We start from the raw sequence: 19367 nt of genomic DNA, 5'->3' as shown, positions 1-19367 counted from the left end.
ACCATGCCGTGACGACCGTCACAGCGGCCGTAAAGGTTTCGTTAAGGCGGACGTCCCACGGGCTTTCCCGGGCCTACGCTCCAATCAGGAGCAGTACCCCGGACCGCCAACGGCCGAAGGCGCGCTGCGTGAAAGGATATCGTGACCACGCTCACCAGGCCGCCGGCCGACCCCTCGGACCGGTTCAACCGCAAGCCCCACCGGCTGCGAAGCTGGCTGCTGGAGGGCATGCCCGAAGGATCCGGCAAACGCCAGGGGCCGCACGGCCAGCCGCAGGCGGACCATACGCCCCAGCCGTGGTGGAAGGTCATGTGCCTGACCGGCGTCGACTACTTCTCCACGCTTGGCTACCAGCCGGCCATTGCCGCCCTCGCCGCCGGGATGGTCTCCCCGCTGGCCACCGTGGTCCTGGTGGCAGTGACGCTCCTCGGCGCCCTTCCGGTGTACCGCAGGGTGGCCTCGGAGAGCCCCCGCGGCGAAGGCTCCATCGCCATGCTGGAACGGCTCCTGCCACGGTGGGGCGGCAAGCTGTTCGTCCTGGCGCTCCTGGGATTCGCCGCCACGGACTTCATGATCACCATCACCCTCTCGGCCGCGGATGCCAGCGCGCACGCCATCGAAAACCCGTTCGCTCCGGAGTTCCTGCACGGCCAGGAGGTGGCCATTACGCTGGCATTGATTGCGGGCCTGGGCATCGTGTTCCTCCGCGGCTTCAAGGAAGCCATCAACATGGCCGTTGTCCTGGTGGCGGTGTTCCTGCTGCTCAATGCGGTGGTGGTGCTGGTGGGCATCGCGCATGTGTTCAGCGAAGCCCACGTGGTTACTGACTGGTGGGCCGCCCTCAACCAGCAGCACGGCAACCCGCTGGTGATGATCGGTATCGCCTTGCTGGTCTTCCCCAAGCTCGCCCTGGGCCTTTCCGGTTTCGAAACGGGAGTCGCCGTCATGCCCCAGATCCAGGGCAGCCCGGACGACACTGAGGCAAAGCCCGAGGGCCGGATCCGCGGCGCGCACAAGCTTCTGACCACTGCCGCCGTGATCATGAGCGCGTTCCTCATCGCGTCCAGCTTCATCACCACGTTCCTGATCCCGGCAGCCGAGTTCCAGCCGGGAGGCAAGGCCAACGGCCGCGCGCTGGCCTTCCTGGCACACCAGTACCTGGGCGACGGCTTCGGCACCGTGTACGACCTCAGCACCATCGCCATCCTCTGGTTCGCCGGGGCGTCCGCGATGGCCGGCCTCCTCAACCTGGTGCCGCGCTACCTTCCGCGCTTTGGCATGGCGCCCGCCTGGACCCGGGCCGTCAGGCCGCTGGTTCTGGTGTTCACCGCAGTCGCCTTCCTCATCACGGTGGTTTTCGACGCCAACGTCGAAGCACAGGGCGGCGCGTACGCCACCGGCGTGCTGGTGCTGATGACCTCCGCGTCCATCGCCGTCACATTGTCTGCCCGGCGCCGGCACCAACGCGGCTGGACGGTCGCCTTCGGTGCGATCGCCGTCGTCTTCCTCTACACCACAGTGGCGAACGTGGTGGAGCGCCCCGACGGGCTGAAGATCGCGGCGCTGTTCATCCTCGGGATCGTGGCGGTCAGCTTCGCTTCCCGCGTCCGGCGGTCGTTCGAACTTCGCGCCACCCACATCCGGCTGGACGAACGGGCCCTGGAATTCATGGCCGCCAGCGAAGAGGGACCCATCCGGCTCATTGCCCACGAACCGAAGCACCTCAGCGCGGCGCGGTACCGGGCCAAGCTGGAGCATGCCCAGCTGGCCAACCACCTGCCCGCGGACAGCGACGCGATCTTCATCGAGATCCTGGTGGACGACAGTTCAGACTTCGAACAGGAGCTCATGGTCACCGGAAAGGTCCGGCACGGCTTCCGCATCTTGGAGATCCACAGCAACAACGTGCCCAACACGCTGGCGGCCGTCCTGCTCCACCTCCGCGATGTCACGGGCCTGATGCCGCACATCTACTTCCGCTGGACCGAGGGAAACCCGCTCACCAACCTGACACGGTTCCTGTTGTTCGGCGAGGGTGAGATCGCCCCCGTGACCCGTGAGGTGCTGCGCGAAGCCGAACCGGACATCACCCGCCGGCCCTGGGTGCACGTAGGCTAGGCCCCGCCGAGGTAGCCGCCCCCCCGCGGAGTCAGCCGGCCCGCGGAGTCAGCGGCTGGCGGCGGGGACCAGCACCCAGAGGACCTCGACGGCGTCGTCCGTGGGGTTGATCCAGGTGTGGGGCTCCCGGCCGGGGAACGTCACAGTGTCCCCGGTGCCCAGCTCGTATTCCTCGTTGGTCAGGATCAGCCGGATGCTGCCCTTGATCACATGCAGGACGTCGACATCGCAGTCCACGGCGTAGAGTTCGGATTCGCCGCGGCCGCGCGGTTCGATCACGGCCTGGATGATCTGGACGCGGCGCTCGGAGCGGGCGGTGAGCAGCCGTTCGATGATGCCTTCGCCGCCCAGCGAAATCCGGGGCCCCTCGTCCTTCTTGGTGAGGTGCGTTTCAGGGGCGGCAAAAAGGTCGCCGATGGAGATCGACAGCACCTGGCAGAGGGTCACGAGCGAAGCCACGGACGGCGACGTCAGGTCACGTTCCACCCGGCTGAGGAACCCCTTGGTGAGGCCCGTGGCGTCGGCGACCTGCTCGATGGTGAGCCGCTGTGACTGGCGGGCAGCGCGGATGCGCGAACCGATGGCAACCGGAATGTTGCTCGGTTCAACTGGTAGAGCCTTCATTTACGAACCTTTCGCAGCCGGCCGCACGGCCCCATCGCTGGAGCCATACTAGCGGGATACCTACCTTGTGACGCCGGAACAGGCCTTGGTGTCAATGCACCTTGACTGTTACGCGGATCACAACATACCCTTTTGGCAACAAGTGTTGTCTATTAGACAATCAGCTCGTCATCATCAGGGATCCACCCCTGCATCCCCGCTCTTTGGCAGGTGAATTCCGGCGGGGCCTATGCGGCCTCCTGCGACGTCCGGCCCTGCTGCCACTACGCTCCAAGGAGCCCATCAACATGGACGCAAACTTCGTCAACATCGCCATTGTGGTGGTGTACCTGATCGCCATGCTGGCCTTCGGCTGGTGGGGCAAATCCCGCACCAAGAACAACAGCGACTTCCTGGTGGCCGGCCGGAGGCTTGGCCCCTTCCTCTATACCGGGACCATGGCGGCCGTGGTCCTCGGCGGCGCCTCGACGGTGGGCGGCGTGGGCCTTGGCTACAAGTTCGGTATCTCCGGCATGTGGCTGGTGGTGGCCATCGGCGCCGGAGTTCTGCTGCTGAGCCTGCTCTTTGCCGGCACCATCCAAAAGCTGAAGATCTACACCGTGTCCCAGATGCTCACGCTCCGCTACGGCAGCCGCGCCACCCAGACCTCCGGCATCGTGATGCTGGCCTACACCCTCATGCTGTGCGCCACCTCCACCAGCGCCTACGCCACGATCTTCGTGGTGCTGTTCGGCTGGGACCGGTCACTGGCCATCGCCATCGGCGGCGCAATCGTCCTGGTGTACTCCACCATCGGCGGCATGTGGTCCATCACCCTCGCTGACCAGGTCCAGTTCGTGATCAAGACGGTGGGAATCTTCCTGCTCATGCTGCCCTTCACGCTCAACGCAGCGGGCGGCCTGGACGGAATCCGGAGCCGCGTGGAGGACAGCTTCTTCCAGATCGACGGCATCGGCGTCCAGACCATCATCACCTACTTCGTGGTCTATACCCTTGGCCTGCTGATCGGCCAGGACATCTGGCAGCGGGTGTTCACCGCCAAGACCCCCACCGTAGCGCGCTGGGGCGGCGCAACGGCCGGCGTGTACTGCATCCTCTACGGCGCAGCAGGCGCACTGATCGGCCTGGGCGCGAGGGTGGCCCTTCCGGAGATCGACGTCGCCACCGAGGGCAAGGACGTTGTCTACGCCGAGGTGGCCCAGAACCTGTTGCCCGTCGGCATCGGCGGCCTGGTGCTCGCAGCAGCAGTTGCGGCCATGATGTCCACCGCGTCCGGTGCACTGATCGCAGCCGCAACAGTAGCCCGCGCCGACGTCCTGCCGTTCGTGGCCAGCTGGTTCGGCAAGGACATCAACACCAATGACACCGACAACCCGGAGCACGACGTCAGGGCAAACCGCATGTGGGTCCTTGGCCTGGGCATCGTGGCCATCCTCATCGCCATCGTCACCAAGGACGTCGTGGCTGCACTGACCATCGCCTACGACATCCTGGTGGGCGGACTCCTGGTCGCGATCCTTGGCGGGCTCGTCTGGAAGCGCGGCACCGGGGCGGCCGCGGCAGCGTCCATGGCGGTGGGCACGGTGGTCACGCTGGGCACCATGATCTACCTGGAGATCAATGCCGCGGCGCCGCTGGACGGCATCTACGCCAATGAGCCGATCTATTACGGCCTGCTGGCGTCGGGGCTCGTATACATCGTGGTGTCCCTGGCCACCACGCCCACCGACCCCCGGGTCATGCAGCACTGGCAGGAGCGGGTGGCGGGCAACGTCCCCGAGGAAGAGCCGGTCCCGGCCCTGGCCAACTAGCACCGGCAACAGAGCGCCCGACGGCGGTGCCTCCCCTGCGCGGGAGGCACCGCCGTCGGGCGTTTAACTACTCGTCTTCCTCCGGCTCAAGGAATTCTTCCCCGCCCAGGGGCACCACCGGTTTCTCGTCGCCGAGGAAATCCTCCTCGCCCAGGGGCACAAGCCTTCCGGCCTCTTCGAACAGTTCCTCTTCCTCGGTCTCTGCTGCGTCGTCGATGGGCGCGTCCTCCGCAAAGTCGTAGGCGGGATCGGATTCGATGGTGTCCCGCTCCGGGTGGGTGGGGTGTGATCCGTTGGTGTCCATGGTGCAAACCTCCGTGTCTGGTTATGCGGCCAGGGGTGGGGCTACGGAAGCACCTGCCCTGGCAATCATCACAGCACCGGCATACGTCGCGGTCAATAGCCGCCCAATAGCCGCAGCAATCCAACGCCGCCCAACCCCGCCGCCGAGCCGCAAAAACCCCGTCCGGTACCACCGTTTTGGGGCTCCATTTGAGGGCTGCCTAAACTTCCGGGTGAGGAATACCGGCCGAAAATCCGCGTAAATCCGCGGTACGCTGGAGCTGCAATGGGGCCGAAACCATGCCCCATCTAGCCCAGGAGTGTCCGTGTCTCAGCACGCTAAATCTGACCATCACCATGCCCTTCCCGCCGACAACCCGGCAGCAGGCGCCCCCGTAGAACCCGAAGGTACCGCCGCGGAGACCACCCCCAGCCCGGCCGACATCAAGCGGTGGCGCCAGTACCTCGCGGATGAACGGGCCGAGGCCCGCGTCTACCGAGAGCTGGCCCAGAACCGCAGCGGCGAGGAGCGGGACATCCTTCTGGCCCTGGCCGAGGCCGAGGGCCGCCACGAAGCCCACTGGCTCCAGCTCCTCGGCGATCACGCCGGGAAGCCCCGGCAGGCGTCCCTCCGGAGCCAGCTGCTGGGATTCCTGGCCCGGCATTTCGGTTCCGTGTTCGTCCTGGCCCTGGCGCAGCGCGCCGAGGGCCGCTCCCCCTATGCTTCAGACCCGTCCACGCCCGCGATGGTTGCCGACGAACAAATCCACGAGGAAGTGGTCCGCGGCCTCGCCACCCGCGGCCGGAACCGGCTGGCAGGATCCTTCCGGGCAGCCGTGTTCGGCGCGAATGACGGACTAGTCAGCAATCTTTCCCTGGTGATGGGCATGGCCGCGTCCGGCGTCGGCAGCCAGGTGGTGCTCCTGAGCGGCGTGGCCGGACTCCTAGCGGGCGCTCTGTCCATGGGTGCCGGCGAGTTCATCTCCGTCCGCTCACAGCGGGAACTGCTGGCGGCAACGCGGCCCACCCAGATCACCCTGACCGCCGCCCCGCGGCTGGACCTTGAGCACAACGAGCTGCTGCTTGTGTACCTGGCCCGCGGCATGTCCCGGGAAGCCGCCGAACACCGCGTGGCGGAACGGACGGGCCTGCTGGACTGCGACTGCGATCCCAGCCTGTCACTGCAGCCCGAACTGCCCGACGCAGAGGACCAGCACGAAGCCGTGGGTACCGCCTGGAGCGCTGCGGCATCGAGCTTCTGTTTCTTCGCCTCCGGCGCCATCATCCCGATCATCCCGTTCGTCCTCGGCATGACGGGCGTGGCGGCGCTTGCGGTTTCCGCCGTGCTGGTGGGCATGGCGCTCCTGCTGACGGGCGGCGTCGTCGGCCTGTTGTCCGGGACCTCCCCCACCAGCCGCGGTTTCCGGCAGCTGGCCATCGGCATGGGCGCAGCCGCCGTCACCTACCTCCTCGGGATGGCATTCGGCGCGGTGGTGGGCTAGTGGAGGGTCCGCAACCGCGGCAACGCCGCCCGCGGCACGCGGGCCGGCTGAGCACGCCGGTCCGGATTCTCCGCACAGCGGCACTCACCGCTGTGATCGCAGCGGCAGCTTTCACGGCCGCCGGCCTGTTTTACGGGGATCCCCGCTTTGTGGGGCTCTTCCAGTTCCGCAACAGCACTGTCCCCGACGGACAGGCCGCGGAGCAGCAGCCGGGGGTCGTCGCGAAGGATGTCAGCGCGGACGCGCCTCCCCCGGGGCTCGAGGAAGCGGACTCGCCGCTGGGAACAGCGGAGGAACCGCCCGCAGCCAGTGATTCCTTCAAGTTCCTGGCCACGAACGACGACGGGACGCCCGTGGGCTATTCGCCCTGCCGTCCGCTGCACTACGTCGTCAACGCCGGGCTGGCGCCCGCGGGTGCGGAGAACCTGGTAGAAGACGCCATAGGCACCATCTCGCGCGCCACAGGTATCCGGTTCATCAACGATGGGCCCACCGCCGAAGCGCCGGCCGAGGAACGCGACCCCTACCAGCCCGAAACGTACGGCGAACGCTGGGCGCCGCTCCTCATCGCCTGGACCACACCGGAGGCCGCCCCGAAGCTGAAGGGGCAGGTCATCGGCACCGGGGGCAGCACCCATTACAGTTTCGACGGCGGCCCGAAGACCTTCGTGACCGGCAGCCTGGACCTCGATGCCCCGCAGATAGCCGGCGAACTCGAACGGCCGCAGGGCTCCGCCTACGCCACGGCCGTGATCCTCCACGAGCTGTCCCACGTGATGGGGCTGGAACACGTCGATGACCCGCGGCAGCTCATGTACCCGGAAATCGGCGCTCCGGACGGCCTCGCCGCCGGAGACCTCAACGGTCTCTACCAGCTGGGCAGGACCGGCTGCCGCAAGGACCTTTAGCCCGCCTCGGCTAGCCCGCCACGATGTCGAGGGCTTCGTCCACGGTGTCCACCAGAAAGATCCTGTCCGCCATCGCGTTGCCCGAGGCCAGGCTCTGCAGCAACGGCCAGGCAGGATAGCGTCGCTGCCAGTGTTCGCTGCCCACGAGGACCATGGGCGTGATGGTTTCGGAAGCGCCGTAGTAGTTCTCACAGGCGTCCTGGAAAATTTCCTGCAGGGTGCCCGCCGATCCCGGCAGGAAGATCACACCGCCGTCGCACAGCTCCAGCAGGATCGCTTCCCTGATGGCGTTGGCGAAGTACTTTGCGATGTGGGTCGCGAAATAGTTGGGCGGCTCGTGGCCGTAGAACCACGTGGGAACCCCCAGCGACGGCGTCCCGTCCGGATAGCGTTCGACGACGGCCGCCGCCGCCCGCGCCCAGGCGGACACCGAGGGCCGGAACCCCGGCACGGCTTCCAGCTGCGCCAACGCCGCGTGGAAGTCCGGGTCCGGCAGTTCGCTGAGGTAGGCGCCCATGTTGGCGGCTTCCATGGCGCCCGGACCGCCGCCGGTGGCCACCACCCGTCCGCTCCTGGCGAGAAGCCGCCCGGCGAGGGCCGCCTCCTCGAAGGCCGGCGTTCCGCGCCGCGCCGTGTGGCCGCCCATCACGCCCACCATCGGACGGCCCCGGCACACTTCGGAGCGTGTCAGCTCATCAAGGGCGTCACCGATCGAGTGGTCATGCAGGGCCGCTGCGAGTGTGGCGTCCAGCCGGTGCCGCTGGCCCGGCCGGATGCTCCACTGGTAGATCCGGGCGTCCAGCGTTGATTCGTACCGGCCGCCCGGCGGACCGAAGTAGAGCTCCTGCGGTGAATACAGCTGGCCCCGGTAGGGATTGAAGGGCACAGTGTCCAGCTTGGGGAAGATCAACGCCCCCCGGCTCCGCAGCGAGTCCTCCACACCGTCATCGAACGTGCAGCCCAGGAAGATGGCCCCCTGCGGGTCCATGGCTTCGAGCGGAGCGGTGCGGCCGCGGAGGTCCAGGGACTGCGCGTGCCAGCCCTGCATGCTGCGGACGCCAGTGTTTACCAGCCGGTCAAAGCTGTCCAGGCTTTCAACCTCAAGGGTTCTGGGGCTGGGACTCAGGCTGTGCGCGGCGTTCATGGAGCCAGCCTAGTTGTCAGCTGACCTGCAGTCCTCCGTTGATGTCATAGGTAGCGGCGGTGATGTAGCCGGAATCCTGCCCGAGCAGGAAGGAGATCAGGGCGGCGACTTCCTCGCGGGTTCCCACCCGTCCCATCATGATGCCCTCTGACATCTGGGCCTTGCGCTCCTCGGTCAGGGTGCCGCCCATGATGTCGGTGTCGATGGGGCCCGGTGCGATCGCGTTGACAGTGACGCCGAACTCGCCCACTTCGCGGGCCAGAGCACGGGTGAAGCCGATGATTCCGGCCTTGGAAGCGCTGTAGGCAACTTTGGAATAGGTGCCGCCGCCACGCTGGGCGGAAATCGAGGAGATGCTCACAATCCGCCCGAGCTTGCGTTCGATCATGCCCTTGAGCACGCGCTGCGAGACGATGAAGGTGCCGCGCATGTTGATGGCGAAGACCTTGTCCCATTCCGCGACGGTTGTCTCCATGAAGGGGGTCGGCGAGCTGATGCCAGCCAGGTTTGCGAGCGCGACGATGGGCGGCAGCGATTCTTCGATTTCACTGATCGCACGGTCCACCGAAGCGGCATCTGAAACATCGGCGCCTACTCCCAGGGCCTTCACGGCGCGGTTGGACCCGATCTCGGCGGCCGCGGCCTTGGCGTCCTCGGCGTTGATGTCCAGGATGGCGATCGACCAGCCCTCGCTGGCCATCCGGTCCGCAGCGGCGCGGCCGATGCCGCGGGCGGAAGCTGCCCCGGTCAGGACAACGGTACGTTCGGCGGGGAATGAGGTGATTGTCATGGTGTGTCTTTCGTCAGGATTCGATGGTGTTCGGTTGATCAGGAGCGGGCTTTGGCCGGGTTCACGTTCACGGCTGCTGCGGCGGCAACTGCAGGATCCAGGGCGGCATCGCCTTCGGGCCGCTTGCGGGCGTAGAGGTAGGTGGCCACTGCAGTGACGCACAGGCAGAAGGACAGGAAGAGCAGGCCGCTCTGGTTGTTACCTGTGGCGTCCTTGAGCATGCCGACGGCGTACGGTGCCACGAACCCGCCAAGGTTTCCAAGGGAGTTGACCAGGGCCAGCCCGGACGCAGCGGCTGCACCGGTGAGGGCCGCGGACGGCATGGACAGGAACGGGGCGATGGCTCCGTAGATCCCCATGGCGGAGACCGTGAGGGCAATCAGGGCCAGGACGGGGTTGACCGGGAGCAGGTACCCGGCTGCCAGAAGGCCCATGCCGGCGAGAACCATGCTGACGGCGGTGTGCCAGGCGCGCTTTCCGGTCCGGTCCGCCCGCTTGCTCCAGAAGTACACGAAGACGGCGGCGACGGCGTAGGGAATGAAGACGATGAATCCCACTTCGGCGGTGGAGAACTTGCCCAGGGCTGCAACGATGGTGGGCATCCACAGGCCAAGTCCGTAGATGCCGCAGACCAGGCCGAAGTACAGCGCCGAATAGACCAGCGTGCGCTTGTCCTTCAGGCCGGCCAGGAAGTTGTGCTTTCCGCCCTTGGACTTGGCGGCCAGTTCGGCGTCCATGGTGGTGGCGAGCCATTCGCGTTCGTCGGTGTTGAGCCACTTCGCGTCCCGGGGGCGGTCGGTCATCAGGATCGGGGTCAGCAGGCCCAGGAGGATGGCCGGGATGCCTTCGATGATGTAGAGCCACTGCCAGCCCTGCAGGCCCAGGATGCCGTCCATCTGCAGCAGCAGCCCGGACACCGGGGCGCCGAGCGCGTTGGATACCGGCTGGGCCAGGATGAAGATGCCCAGGACGGTGACGCGCTGCGCGGCCGGGAACCACAGCGTCAGGTAGAAGAGGATGGCGGGGAAGAACCCTGCCTCGGCTGCACCCAGCAGGAAGCGGATGATGTAGTAGGTGCTTTCCCCGTTGACCAGCGCCATGGCGGTGGCGAAGATGCCCCAGGTGATAAGGATCCGGGCAAGCCACTTGCGTGCACCGAAGCGGTACATTCCGGCGTTGCTCGGCACTTCGAGCAGGGCGTAGCCGAGGAAGAAGATGCCGGCACCGAGGCCGTAGGCAGCAGCGCTGAGGCCGATGTCCTCGCTCATGGTGAGTTTGGCGAAGCCCACGTTATTGCGGTCAAGGTAGGCAACGAAGTAGAGCAGGACGATCAGCGGCATCACGCGGCGGCGGACCTTGCGGAGCGTGCGTTCGCCGAGCTCGCCGAGTCCGGTGGACTGCATGGAGAGTGAAGTCATCATCGACCTTCTGTCTGACGGAGGCGGCACCTGGACGGCGACGCGATCCTTAGGAGATGTTGGGGGGTGATTCCGTCGGACTACCAGCTGAGTCTGATGTCTGACATCTGACGGAAGAACATGAGGAAAATCATAGGAGCGTGATCTGGGTTACGTCAAGCCCCGCGCCGCGCAGCCGCCGCGGGGTGCGATTGCACATGTCGGGCCGGATACCGGCGCGGGCTGCGCGGTTGTCAGGGTTCGGAGCGGTGCACGTACCGTTCGTAGTCGCGGTACGTCTGCTCCATGTGTTCGTCCATGGTTCGCCGGGACAGTTCGGCGTCCCCGCTGAGGATGCTGTCCATGACCTTCTGGTGGTACTCGATGGCGTGGACCTGGATTTCGGGCACGGCCGAGGTCTCCCGCCTGGTCATGTAGAGCAGCTGGCCCAGCTGCGCGAACAGGGCCCGGACAAACGGGTTGCCCGAGGCCTTCAGCACTGCGTCATGGAATGCGATGTCCGCCTCGACAAAGCGGTCCAGGTCACCGGACTCATGGAAACGCTTCATTGCCGTGATGCACTCCCGCATCTGCTCGGCGTGCTCGGGGGTGTGCCGCTTGGCAGCCAGGGAGGCCGCACCCGTTTCCACCATGCGGCGCATCTCGATCAGCCCCACGGAGACCTGGTCTGCCGCGTTTCCGTGCGAGGCGGCCTTGAAGATCGCGTCCAGCCCGGTCCAGTTGTCCGAGGGATTGACGAACGTTCCGCGGCCGGCCTTGACGTAGAGGATGTTCTGCGCCCGCAGCGCCTTGAGCGCCTCGCGTACGGTGAGCCTGCTGACATCGTAGGCCTTGGCAATATCCGCTTCGGGGGGAATGGCATCGTGCGGCTTCAGCTTGCCGTCAAGGATGTCGTCGAGCAGGCCGTCGACGAGGTCGTCAACGAGTGTCCTGCGGCCCATCCCGGCTCCTGCCTTCAGTCTTACCCGCCGCTGCGGGTGCCTTCAACATTACTGTCGAACGCGACCCGGATCAGCATCCTGGCCCGAGCCGGCGACATACTGGTCCAGCTTCGCCAGGGTGGCCTCCAGATTGGCGGGGTGGCGGCGCAGGTAGCCGGCCAGCCGAAGGAAGGACTTTCCGCGGACCCGCCGGGCATCCCATTGCTCGGTGACCAGCGTGCCCGGGACGCCGCGGGCGTCGGTGGACGGTTCCAGCACATAGCGCCACACGTGGCCAAAGAAATGCCGCCAGGCGATGCGCCGGCCTTCTTCGAACTCACAGACCGTATTGAGGATCTTGTAGTCAACCAGCATGTTCATTTCCATGCCGAACCTGGCGCCGGCAGACAGCCGCTCCGGACCGCGAGGCTGGGCGGCCTTCACAGTCTCCGACCCGTCAATCACGCTGTGCAGTGCAGGCGTGGCCAGGACCTCGAAAATAACCTCGGGGCCGGCCTCGATGAAGCGCTGGCGGGACACAAGGTATCTGTTGTTCATCCGGCAAGCCTAACCGTTTCGGGCTGTTGCAGAATAAGTCATGCGCATTCCTCCCCTGCACCCGGCCGGCCGCCCCCGGATCGGAATCCCGGTCCGGCTCAGCAGCTCCCGGGGTACCGACCCCCGGGTCGGGGAAGCCAATGAACTGTTCGGGTACATCGTGGAGCTGGTCCGCGGCGGCGGCGGGGAGCCGGTACTGCTGACGGCAGATTCCGACGACGGCGGGCTGGCCGAAACGCTCAAGGGGCTTGACGGCGTCGTACTCCCCGGCGGCGGGGACCTGGACCCGGGACTTTACGGCGAAAAGCAGGGCGCCGCATGCTACGACGTCAACCCGGCACAGGACGAACTGGACCTGGCCGTCGCGCGCGGAAGCCTGGACGAGGGCCTGCCGCTGCTGGGTATCTGCCGAGGACACCAGCTCCTCAACGTCCTCTACGGCGGAACCCTGGTGCAGGACATGGCTGCCGGGCCGGTGACGCACCACGAGCCCGCGCCGGGCGATGCCGCGATGAACGGTGCCGATGAAGCGGCGCCGGGACCCTGGGCCTGGCACGACGTGGACATCCTCCCCGCTTCCAAGGTGGGACGTCTTTACAACCGGCAGGGCGGGGCGGACGGCCTGACGGTGAAGATCGCCTCCGGACACCACCAGGCGGTGGCGCGCGTTGCGGACGGGCTGATCGTAACGGCCGTCGCCGGCGACGGCACCGTGGAAGCGCTGGAGGATCCTTCACGCTGGGTGGCATCCGTTCAGTGGCATCCCGAAGTCCTGGAGCTCCCGGCCGGGGAACGCGTCGCACCCTTCCGGGAGTTCGTGGAGGTGTGCCGCAGCGGGCGGCCTACAGCGGCAGCCGCGGCGAGCGCGTAGCGACTGAGCCCCTTGCGGCATCCGGTTGCCGGACCTTGGCCACCGGAAAGCAGCCTGCTATTATCGTCAAAAAGGCAGTATGTCCTATCAAGAGAACATACGCTGACATACGCGGGCCATCCGGTACCCTCGGAGGTCGCGGAGCACAAGGGAGCGCTCAGTGGCGAATCAACTAAATCTCAGCATCGACCGCTCTTCACCGGTGCCCCTCTACCACCAGGTGGTCCAGGGCATCGAGTCGGCCATCCACACCGGGCTGCTTCCCCCGGGCAGCCGGCTGGACAACGAGATCGACCTTGCGGCCCAGCTCAACCTGTCCCGGCCCACCATGCGCAAGGCCATGGACGAGCTGGTGCGTTCCGGGCTCCTGGTGCGCAAGCGCGGGGTGGGCACGCAGGTTGTGTCCAGCCAGGTCCGGAGGCCGTTGGAACTTTCGAGCCTCTACGACGACCTCACCAATAACGGGAGCAAGCCCACCACCGAGGTGCTCAGCTTCTCCCATATCGAAGCCGATGCCCCCACGCGTGAAGCCCTCCAGCTTCCCGCCGGCGCCAAGGTCTACCACTTCACCCGGTTGCGCAAGGTGGGCGGCAAGCCGCTGGCCCTGATGGAAAACTGGGTCCGCGACGACATCACCCCCATCGACGAGGCCCAACTGGCCGCCCAGGGCCTGTACGCAATCCTGCGCAACGGCGGCGTGAACTTCCGGCTGGCCTCGCAGCGCATCGGAGCCATGGTGGCCAATGACTACCAGGCGCCGCTCCTGGAGACCGAGCCTGGCCTGGCACTGGTGACCATGGAACGCACCGCTGTGGACGACACGGGACGCATGGTGGAGACCGGCCACCACGTCTACCGCGCCGACTCCTACAGCTTTGAAATGACCCTCGTCCAGCGCTAGGCGCTGCGGCAGCAAGCACTTAAACGAAAGAATAAATCTATGGCCAACTGGGTATATCCGCTGGGTTCCGCCGCCGACGGCAGCTGGGACATCTCGCTGGGAACGTCCGATTCCGCCCTTGACGTGGACGGCTGGGCCCACACCGGGCTCAAAGTCGCGACGCTGCCGGCGGGCGCCGCCGTCGAACTCCCCGCCGCCGGCGAGGAACGGATCGTGGTTCCGCTCAGCGGTTCCTTCACCGCCACGGTGGACGGCGAAGACTTCCGGCTGGCCGGCCGGGCCAGCGTTTTCCACGGCCCCAGTGATGTGCTGTACTCCGGGACGGAGAAGGCTGTCACCATCAGTTCTGCGGACGGCGGCAGGGTGGCGGTTGCAACGGCTCCCGCGAAGACGTCCTACCCGACCCGGCTCGTGACCGCCGCCGAGACTCCCGTGGAACTGCGGGGTGCCGGCAACTGCTCGCGGCAGGTCCACAACTTCGGTACCCCGGCCGCGCTGGAGGCCGACCGCTTCATCGTCTGCGAAGTCATCACTCCGGCCGGCAACTGGTCCTCGTATCCCCCGCACAAGCATGACGAGGAAAAGGACGGCGAAACCAACCTCGAGGAAATCTACTACTTCGAGACCCGCGTAGCGCCGGACGGTCCGGCCGCCGGCTCAGGCGTGCAAGGCGATGCCATCGGCTACCAGCGCGTATACGCCTCCGACGAGCGGCCCATCGACGTCTCGGCTGAGGTCCGCACCGGCGACGTCGTCCTGGTGCCTTACGGCTGGCATGGCCCGGCAATGGCCGCCCCGGGATACGACCTGTACTACCTGAACGTGATGGCCGGCCCCGGTCCCGTCCGTGAGTGGCTCATCAGCGATGACCCGCACCACGGCTGGATCCGCCAGACCTGGGAGGGCAAGGACGTGGACCCGCGGCTGCCCTTCACCGCCTAGAGACGAAAAGAAGCCCCCGACCGGTTCAGCCGGTCAGGGGCTTCTTCGTTGCCGCTGGGCGCTATGGGCCAGCGCCGCCGGGACCAGCGCCGCCGGGGTCAGCGGGGCACTTTCTGGGCCACGCGGACCGGGACGCCCGTTGCCAGCGATTCCTGGGCGGCGTCCGCCACCCGGGATGCGGCCACGGCGTCCTCCGGGGTGCACGGGTTCTCCCGGCGGCCCAGGATCAGCTCCACGAAGGCTGCCATCTCGGAGCGGTACGCCTGGTCGAAGCGTTCCGCGAAGGTCTTGTGCGGCTCGCCCGCCGGGAAGTCGATGCCCGCTTCGGCCGATACCATCGCCGTCTTGTCATCCAGCCCCACCATCAGCGAACGGCGGGAACCCTGGATTTCGAGCCGGACGTCGTGGCCTGCCCCGTTATACCGGGTGGCGGAGACGGTCCCGACCGTGCCGTCGTCGAACGTCACCAGCGCGAGCGCGGTGTCCACGTCCCCCACCCCGCCGATGGCCGGGTCGCCGTTATTGGAGCCCTTGGCGAACACCTCCACGATTTCCCGGCCGGTCAGCCAGCGCAGGATGTCGAAGTCATGGACGGAGCAGTCCCGGAAGAGGCCGCCGGAGCTGGCCAGGAACTCCACCGGCGGGGGTGCCATGTCGCACGTGACGGCCCGCAGCGAGTGGATCCAGCCCAGCTCACCGGCCTGGTAGGCGCGTCGGGCTTCAAGGTATCCGGCGTCGAAGCGGCGCTGGTGCCCGATCTGCACCACACCCTTTCGGTCCCGGATGTAGTCCAGTACAGGCAGCGCGTCCGCCACGTTCAGCGCCACCGGTTTCTCGCAGAACACCGGGATCCCGGCATCCACCCCGGCCTTGATCAGTTCCGGGTGGGTAGCCGTTCCGGTGGCAATGACCAGGCCGTCCAGCCCGGAGGACAGGAGTGCCTTCACCGAGGGAACGAACTCGGCGCCGAGCCCTGCCGCAACGGTCCGCGCGTGCTCTTCCGCGACGTCGGTGAGCCGAAGCCTGACGTTGATGCCTTCCGGGTTGAGGACCCCGTTCAGCGCGGAGATGTTGTGGGCGTGCATGACGCCGATCCGCCCCACTCCGACCAGGCCAAGAATGACGTCCTTCATGATTTCTCCTCTGCATAATCCACCGTTGATGCTGCCACCGCCGCCGGGGCGCCTTGCTTTACTGATTCGATGCAGGCCAGCGCCATCGCCAGCGCGCGCCGGGCGATGCTTTCTGCGTGAAACGCTCCCATCCAGCCGGAGCCGATGACTCCGGTCCTCACCGGGGCCTGAACTCCGGCGGAGTTCTGGGTGATGTAGGCCAAGGGTGTGGTCCCTTCAATTGGTCCGAAATGTTTGGACCCGGCACGTGCCGGGTCATGACATGGCTGAGCAGGGCCGTCCCGGCGGGCTGACCCTGCTCGTGCATCTTGTCCGGGCAGGGTTCAGCTGTAGGCCTTGCCGGTAGTCTGTGCCACCTCGGCCACCTCGCCCTTGACTTCCTTGACCACGTCGCCGTGTCCGCCGAGCTGTTCGAGCTCGTGGGCGAGTTCGGCCAGTTCGGCGCCGCCAGCCATCTGGGCGGTGAGTTCGTCGAGGGTGATGTCCTTCTTCTCGTAGTAGCCGATCGACTTGCCGCGCTTGAGCAGCAGGAACCGGTCCCCTACCGGGAAGGCGTGGTGCGGGTTGTGGGTGATGAAAATGACGCCCAGTCCGCGGTCACGGGCCTGCAGGATGTAGCGGAGCACCACGCCGGACTGCTTCACGCCCAGGGCCGCCGTCGGCTCGTCCAGGATCAGCACCTTCGCGCCGAAGTACACGGCACGGGCGATCGCCACACACTGGCGTTCACCGCCGGAGAGCTGGCCGATGGGTTGCTCCACATCGCGCAGGTCGATGCCCATCTCGGCGAGTTCGTGCTTGGTGATGTCCTTCATCTTCTCGACGTCCATGCTCTTGAACGGGCCGAAGCCGGAGGTCAACTCGGAGCCGAGGAAGAAGTTCCGCCAGATCGGCATCAGCGGCACGACGGCGAGGTCCTGGTAGACGGTGGCGATGCCGACGTCGAGGGCGTCGCGGGGGGAAGTGAACTTTCGGTCCTCCCCCATGACCTTCAGGACGCCCTCATCGTGCTGGTGCAGGCCTGCGATGATCTTGATCAGCGTAGACTTGCCGGCGCCGTTGTCGCCCAGGACGCAGGTGACGCGGCCGTTGTCCACGGCCATGGTGACGTCGGTCAGGGCGACGATGTTGCCGTAGTGCTTGCCGACCTTGTCCAGCGAGAGCAGGTGCACCGGAGTGTGGGTCAGCGGATCGGTTTCGTTCTGGAGCAGGGTCTGCTGGTCAATCTGTTTGGCATTCATTTCTCCGGGCCCCTTACTTCAGTTCCGCGCGGCGCTTGACGATGAGGTTGACGATGGTGGCCAGCAGCAGCATCAGGCCCAGGAAGAACTTGAACCAGTCAGGGTTCCACTGGGCGTACACGATGCCCTTGTTGGCCATGCCGAAGATGAACGCGCCGATCGCGCCGCCCACCGCCGAACCGTAACCGCCGGTCAGCAGGCAGCCGCCGATCACCGCGGCAATGATGTAGAGGAACTCGTTGCCCACACCCTCACCGGACTGCACGGTGTCGAAAGCGAACAGGTTGTGCATACCCAGGATCCAGCCGCAGAAGCCGACCGCCATGAACAGGCCGATCTTTGTGGCCTTGACCGGCACGCCCACGGCACGCGCCGCGTTCGCATCACCGCCGACGGCGAAGATCCAGTTCCCCACCCGGGTCCGCATCAGCACCCAGGTGGCCACCGCGACCAGCGCGAACCAGATGAACACCGTGATCTTGACCTCGACTCCGCCGAGGCTCACCGAGGAGGCGAAGACCGCCCGCGCCGAAGCGAAGCCGTCCATGTTGGAGATGGACGGGGAGGAAACGGAACCGCCGATCAGGCGGGTCAGGCCCAGGTTCAAACCGGTCAGCATCAGGAATGTAGCCAGCGTGACGATGAAGCTGGGCAGCTTAGTTTTCATCAGGATCCAGCCGTTGATGAAGCCGATGCCCAAGGAAACCAGCAAAGCCAGTCCGACACCGACCCAGACGTTCGTGCTGAAGTACCAGCTGAACATTGACGCCGTCAGCGCCGACGAGATCACGGCCACACCTGTGGAAAGGTCGAACTCCCCACCGATCATGAGCAGCGACACCCCGACCGCCATGATCCCGATGGTGGAGCTGCCGTACAGCACGGTGGCGAAGGCATTGGGTTGCGTGAAGGTGGGGGAAACAACGGCAAAGAAGATGAAAAGTACTATGGCGCCCACCAGGGCTCCGACCTCGGGACGGCCGAGAAGTTTCTGGAACGGGCTACGCTTGGCGACGCGCTCGTCGGGCGCCGCCGTCTTTGTCTGTGTCTGGGTGATGGTCATGATAATTCTCCTTGCTGCCGGGCCGGCGTGCGCCGGCCCGGCCAGCGGGCTATTAGCGGATACCCTGCTCGGCGAATTTGAGAACATCGGCCGCGTTCGACTTGTCGATGATTGCCGGACCGGTCAGAACCGACTGACCGCCGCCAAGCTTGAATCCGCCGCGCTTGTTCTGCCACAACGCATCAACTGCGCCGTAGCCCTGCAGCCACGGCTGCTGATCGACTGTGAACAGCACGCTGCCGTCCGAGATCTTCTGCGCCAGTTCCTTATTTAGGTCGAAGCTGGCCACTTTGGCCGAGCTCCCGGCGTCCGTGACCGACTTGAGAAGAGTCAGGGTGATGGGGGCGCCGAGGCCGATAATGACGTCGGCGTCCTTGGACGCCTGCAGCTTGGCTGTCGCGGTGGACTGGACGGAGGTCATGTCTTTGCCCTCGACGTAAAGGATCTCCGTTCCAGGCACCTTAGCCTTCACGCCGGCACACCGGGCTTCCAGGCCCACATGCCCCTGCTCCTGAATCACGCAGACCGGGTGCTTGAAATTCTCCGCCGCGAGCCGCGTGCCGACGGCCTCACCGGCGAGCTTTTCGTTCGAACCAAAGTGGGTGAACGCCCCCAACTGCGCCGAGACGCCCTCGCCGGCGTTGAGGCTCACGATCGGGATGCCAGCATCGGCGGCCTTCTTCAGTGAGTCCTTGAGGGCTTCGGGCTTGGCGAGCGTGACCGCGATGCCGTCGACCTTCTGGTCGATAGCCTGCTGGATGAGCTGGGCCTGGCGCCCGGCTTCGGGATCGGACGTGTAAAGGAGCTCAACATTGTCCTTCGAGGAGGCTTCCTCTGCACCCTTGCGGACGATGTCCCAGAAGGTATCGCCTGCCGCGGCATGGGTGATGAGTGCGATCTTCATGCGGTCGGTCGCGGCGACCTGCCCTCCGCCTGCGCCGCCACCGGTTTCGGCGGGCTTGCCGCCGGTGCTGGAGCAAGCACTTAGCGCCATCATCGGCACCACTGCCGCAACAAGGGCCGCCTTGCGCCAAGAAAAATTAGCCACCTTAATCTCCTTTGATCTCAGTTTCCGGGCTGCCACTCTGCAACCGCCGGAGGACTGTCTACCTCGATCATGGTGATTCGCCTCACTAATGTC

19 protein-coding genes are annotated in these 19367 nt (G+C 66.2%); 7 read left to right on the top strand and 12 right to left on the bottom strand.

Annotation, left to right across the window (positions count from 1 at the left end):
- Nucleotides 1-141: 141 nt before the first annotated feature.
- Nucleotides 142-2118 carry an APC family permease gene (locus TV39_RS03935; protein WP_043478640.1) on the top strand — a complete coding sequence of 659 codons (1977 nt, stop codon included), beginning with the start codon at nucleotides 142-144 and terminating at the stop codon, nucleotides 2116-2118.
- Between the two features lie 48 nt (nucleotides 2119-2166).
- Here the strand turns inward: TV39_RS03935 and TV39_RS03930 are convergent, their stop codons facing one another.
- On the bottom strand, nucleotides 2167-2742 hold the full coding sequence (locus TV39_RS03930) for a helix-turn-helix domain-containing protein (protein ID WP_043478638.1): 576 nt from the start codon (nucleotides 2740-2742) through the stop codon (nucleotides 2167-2169).
- Between the two features lie 287 nt (nucleotides 2743-3029).
- Between TV39_RS03930 and TV39_RS03925 the strand changes: the two genes are divergently transcribed.
- The gene (locus tag TV39_RS03925) at nucleotides 3030-4553 is read left to right on the top strand and encodes a sodium:solute symporter (RefSeq protein ID WP_043478635.1); all 1524 of its coding nucleotides are present in this window, start codon (nucleotides 3030-3032) and stop codon (nucleotides 4551-4553) included.
- Between the two features lie 67 nt (nucleotides 4554-4620).
- Here the strand turns inward: TV39_RS03925 and TV39_RS03920 are convergent, their stop codons facing one another.
- Nucleotides 4621-4857 carry a hypothetical protein gene (locus TV39_RS03920; protein WP_043478633.1) on the bottom strand — a complete coding sequence of 79 codons (237 nt, stop codon included), beginning with the start codon at nucleotides 4855-4857 and terminating at the stop codon, nucleotides 4621-4623.
- 304 nt (nucleotides 4858-5161) lie between these two features.
- Between TV39_RS03920 and TV39_RS03915 the strand changes: the two genes are divergently transcribed.
- Together TV39_RS03915 and TV39_RS03910 are read left to right on the top strand one after the other, a co-directional pair.
- The gene (locus TV39_RS03915; RefSeq protein WP_043478630.1) at nucleotides 5162-6337 is read left to right on the top strand and encodes a VIT1/CCC1 transporter family protein; all 1176 of its coding nucleotides are present in this window, start codon (nucleotides 5162-5164) and stop codon (nucleotides 6335-6337) included.
- Nucleotides 6337-7245 carry a matrixin family metalloprotease gene (locus TV39_RS03910; RefSeq protein ID WP_082049472.1) on the top strand — a complete coding sequence of 303 codons (909 nt, stop codon included), beginning with the start codon at nucleotides 6337-6339 and terminating at the stop codon, nucleotides 7243-7245. The genes TV39_RS03915 and TV39_RS03910 overlap by 1 nt, the downstream gene beginning before the upstream one ends.
- Nucleotides 7246-7255: 10 nt before the next feature.
- Here the strand turns inward: TV39_RS03910 and TV39_RS03905 are convergent, their stop codons facing one another.
- The 5 genes from TV39_RS03905 to TV39_RS03885 form a co-directional block, all read right to left on the bottom strand.
- On the bottom strand, nucleotides 7256-8389 hold the full coding sequence (locus TV39_RS03905) for an LOG family protein (protein WP_043478628.1): 1134 nt from the start codon (nucleotides 8387-8389) through the stop codon (nucleotides 7256-7258).
- A 16-nt stretch (nucleotides 8390-8405) separates the two neighbouring features.
- Nucleotides 8406-9179: an SDR family NAD(P)-dependent oxidoreductase gene (locus TV39_RS03900; RefSeq protein WP_043478625.1), complete on the bottom strand. Its 774-nt coding sequence runs from the start codon at nucleotides 9177-9179 to the stop codon at nucleotides 8406-8408.
- A 38-nt stretch (nucleotides 9180-9217) separates the two neighbouring features.
- Nucleotides 9218-10600: an MFS transporter gene (locus tag TV39_RS03895; RefSeq protein ID WP_442853479.1), complete on the bottom strand. Its 1383-nt coding sequence runs from the start codon at nucleotides 10598-10600 to the stop codon at nucleotides 9218-9220.
- A gap of 230 nt (nucleotides 10601-10830) precedes the next feature.
- Nucleotides 10831-11538 carry a FadR/GntR family transcriptional regulator gene (locus TV39_RS03890; protein WP_043478622.1) on the bottom strand — a complete coding sequence of 236 codons (708 nt, stop codon included), beginning with the start codon at nucleotides 11536-11538 and terminating at the stop codon, nucleotides 10831-10833.
- 48 nt (nucleotides 11539-11586) lie between these two features.
- Nucleotides 11587-12075, bottom strand: a complete 489-nt coding sequence (locus tag TV39_RS03885) for a polyketide cyclase / dehydrase and lipid transport (RefSeq protein ID WP_043478619.1) — start codon at nucleotides 12073-12075, stop codon at nucleotides 11587-11589.
- 40 nt (nucleotides 12076-12115) lie between these two features.
- Between TV39_RS03885 and TV39_RS03880 the strand changes: the two genes are divergently transcribed.
- The 3 genes from TV39_RS03880 (at nucleotide 12116) to iolB (ending at nucleotide 14789) form a co-directional block, all read left to right on the top strand.
- Complete coding sequence (locus TV39_RS03880) at nucleotides 12116-12946, top strand: gamma-glutamyl-gamma-aminobutyrate hydrolase family protein (RefSeq protein ID WP_043478616.1); 831 nt, start codon at nucleotides 12116-12118, stop codon at nucleotides 12944-12946.
- A gap of 160 nt (nucleotides 12947-13106) precedes the next feature.
- Nucleotides 13107-13847: a GntR family transcriptional regulator gene (locus TV39_RS03875; RefSeq protein WP_043478614.1), complete on the top strand. Its 741-nt coding sequence runs from the start codon at nucleotides 13107-13109 to the stop codon at nucleotides 13845-13847.
- Nucleotides 13848-13886: 39 nt separating this feature from the next.
- Entirely contained in the window at nucleotides 13887-14789 is a 903-nt protein-coding gene (gene iolB / locus TV39_RS03870) for a 5-deoxy-glucuronate isomerase (RefSeq protein ID WP_043478611.1), read from the top strand.
- Nucleotides 14790-14887: 98 nt separating this feature from the next.
- Here iolB and TV39_RS03865 read toward each other — a convergent pair whose 3' ends face one another.
- The 5 genes from TV39_RS03865 to TV39_RS03845 form a co-directional block, all read right to left on the bottom strand.
- Nucleotides 14888-15922 carry a Gfo/Idh/MocA family oxidoreductase gene (locus TV39_RS03865; protein WP_043478608.1) on the bottom strand — a complete coding sequence of 345 codons (1035 nt, stop codon included), beginning with the start codon at nucleotides 15920-15922 and terminating at the stop codon, nucleotides 14888-14890.
- Entirely contained in the window at nucleotides 15919-16125 is a 207-nt protein-coding gene (locus TV39_RS03860; protein ID WP_043478605.1) for a hypothetical protein, read from the bottom strand. Before TV39_RS03860 ends, TV39_RS03865 begins: the two co-directional genes overlap by 4 nt.
- Nucleotides 16126-16245: 120 nt before the next feature.
- Nucleotides 16246-17163, bottom strand: coding sequence for an ATP-binding cassette domain-containing protein (locus TV39_RS03855; RefSeq protein WP_043478601.1), 918 nt, complete (start codon nucleotides 17161-17163; stop codon nucleotides 16246-16248).
- Between the two features lie 13 nt (nucleotides 17164-17176).
- Entirely contained in the window at nucleotides 17177-18226 is a 1050-nt protein-coding gene (locus tag TV39_RS03850; protein WP_043478598.1) for an ABC transporter permease, read from the bottom strand.
- Between the two features lie 52 nt (nucleotides 18227-18278).
- Complete coding sequence (locus TV39_RS03845; RefSeq protein ID WP_200890942.1) at nucleotides 18279-19274, bottom strand: substrate-binding domain-containing protein; 996 nt, start codon at nucleotides 19272-19274, stop codon at nucleotides 18279-18281.
- Nucleotides 19275-19367: the final 93 nt, after the last annotated feature.

The organism is Arthrobacter sp. SPG23, assembly GCF_000876655.1.
Lineage (GTDB): Bacteria > Actinomycetota > Actinomycetes > Actinomycetales > Micrococcaceae > Arthrobacter.
The sequence above is the reverse complement of the archived record's forward strand: the minus strand, read 5'-3'. Positions and strand labels throughout refer to the sequence as shown.

Coding starts and splice junctions, on each gene's coding strand:
- TV39_RS03885 (WP_043478619.1), bottom strand. CDS start 12,075: ATGAACAACAGATACCTTGTGTCCCGCCAGCGCTTCATCGAGGCCGGC.
- TV39_RS03890 (WP_043478622.1), bottom strand. CDS start 11,538: ATGGGCCGCAGGACACTCGTTGACGACCTCGTCGACGGCCTGCTCGAC.
- TV39_RS03895 (WP_442853479.1), bottom strand. CDS start 10,600: ATGATGACTTCACTCTCCATGCAGTCCACCGGACTCGGCGAGCTCGGC.
- TV39_RS03920 (WP_043478633.1), bottom strand. CDS start 4,857: ATGGACACCAACGGATCACACCCCACCCACCCGGAGCGGGACACCATC.
- TV39_RS03880 (WP_043478616.1), top strand. CDS start 12,116: ATGCGCATTCCTCCCCTGCACCCGGCCGGCCGCCCCCGGATCGGAATC.
- TV39_RS03855 (WP_043478601.1), bottom strand. CDS start 17,163: ATGAATGCCAAACAGATTGACCAGCAGACCCTGCTCCAGAACGAAACC.
- TV39_RS03905 (WP_043478628.1), bottom strand. CDS start 8,389: ATGAACGCCGCGCACAGCCTGAGTCCCAGCCCCAGAACCCTTGAGGTT.
- TV39_RS03850 (WP_043478598.1), bottom strand. CDS start 18,226: ATGACCATCACCCAGACACAGACAAAGACGGCGGCGCCCGACGAGCGC.
- iolB (WP_043478611.1), top strand. CDS start 13,887: ATGGCCAACTGGGTATATCCGCTGGGTTCCGCCGCCGACGGCAGCTGG.
- TV39_RS03865 (WP_043478608.1), bottom strand. CDS start 15,922: ATGAAGGACGTCATTCTTGGCCTGGTCGGAGTGGGGCGGATCGGCGTC.
- TV39_RS03925 (WP_043478635.1), top strand. CDS start 3,030: ATGGACGCAAACTTCGTCAACATCGCCATTGTGGTGGTGTACCTGATC.
- TV39_RS03930 (WP_043478638.1), bottom strand. CDS start 2,742: ATGAAGGCTCTACCAGTTGAACCGAGCAACATTCCGGTTGCCATCGGT.
- TV39_RS03900 (WP_043478625.1), bottom strand. CDS start 9,179: ATGACAATCACCTCATTCCCCGCCGAACGTACCGTTGTCCTGACCGGG.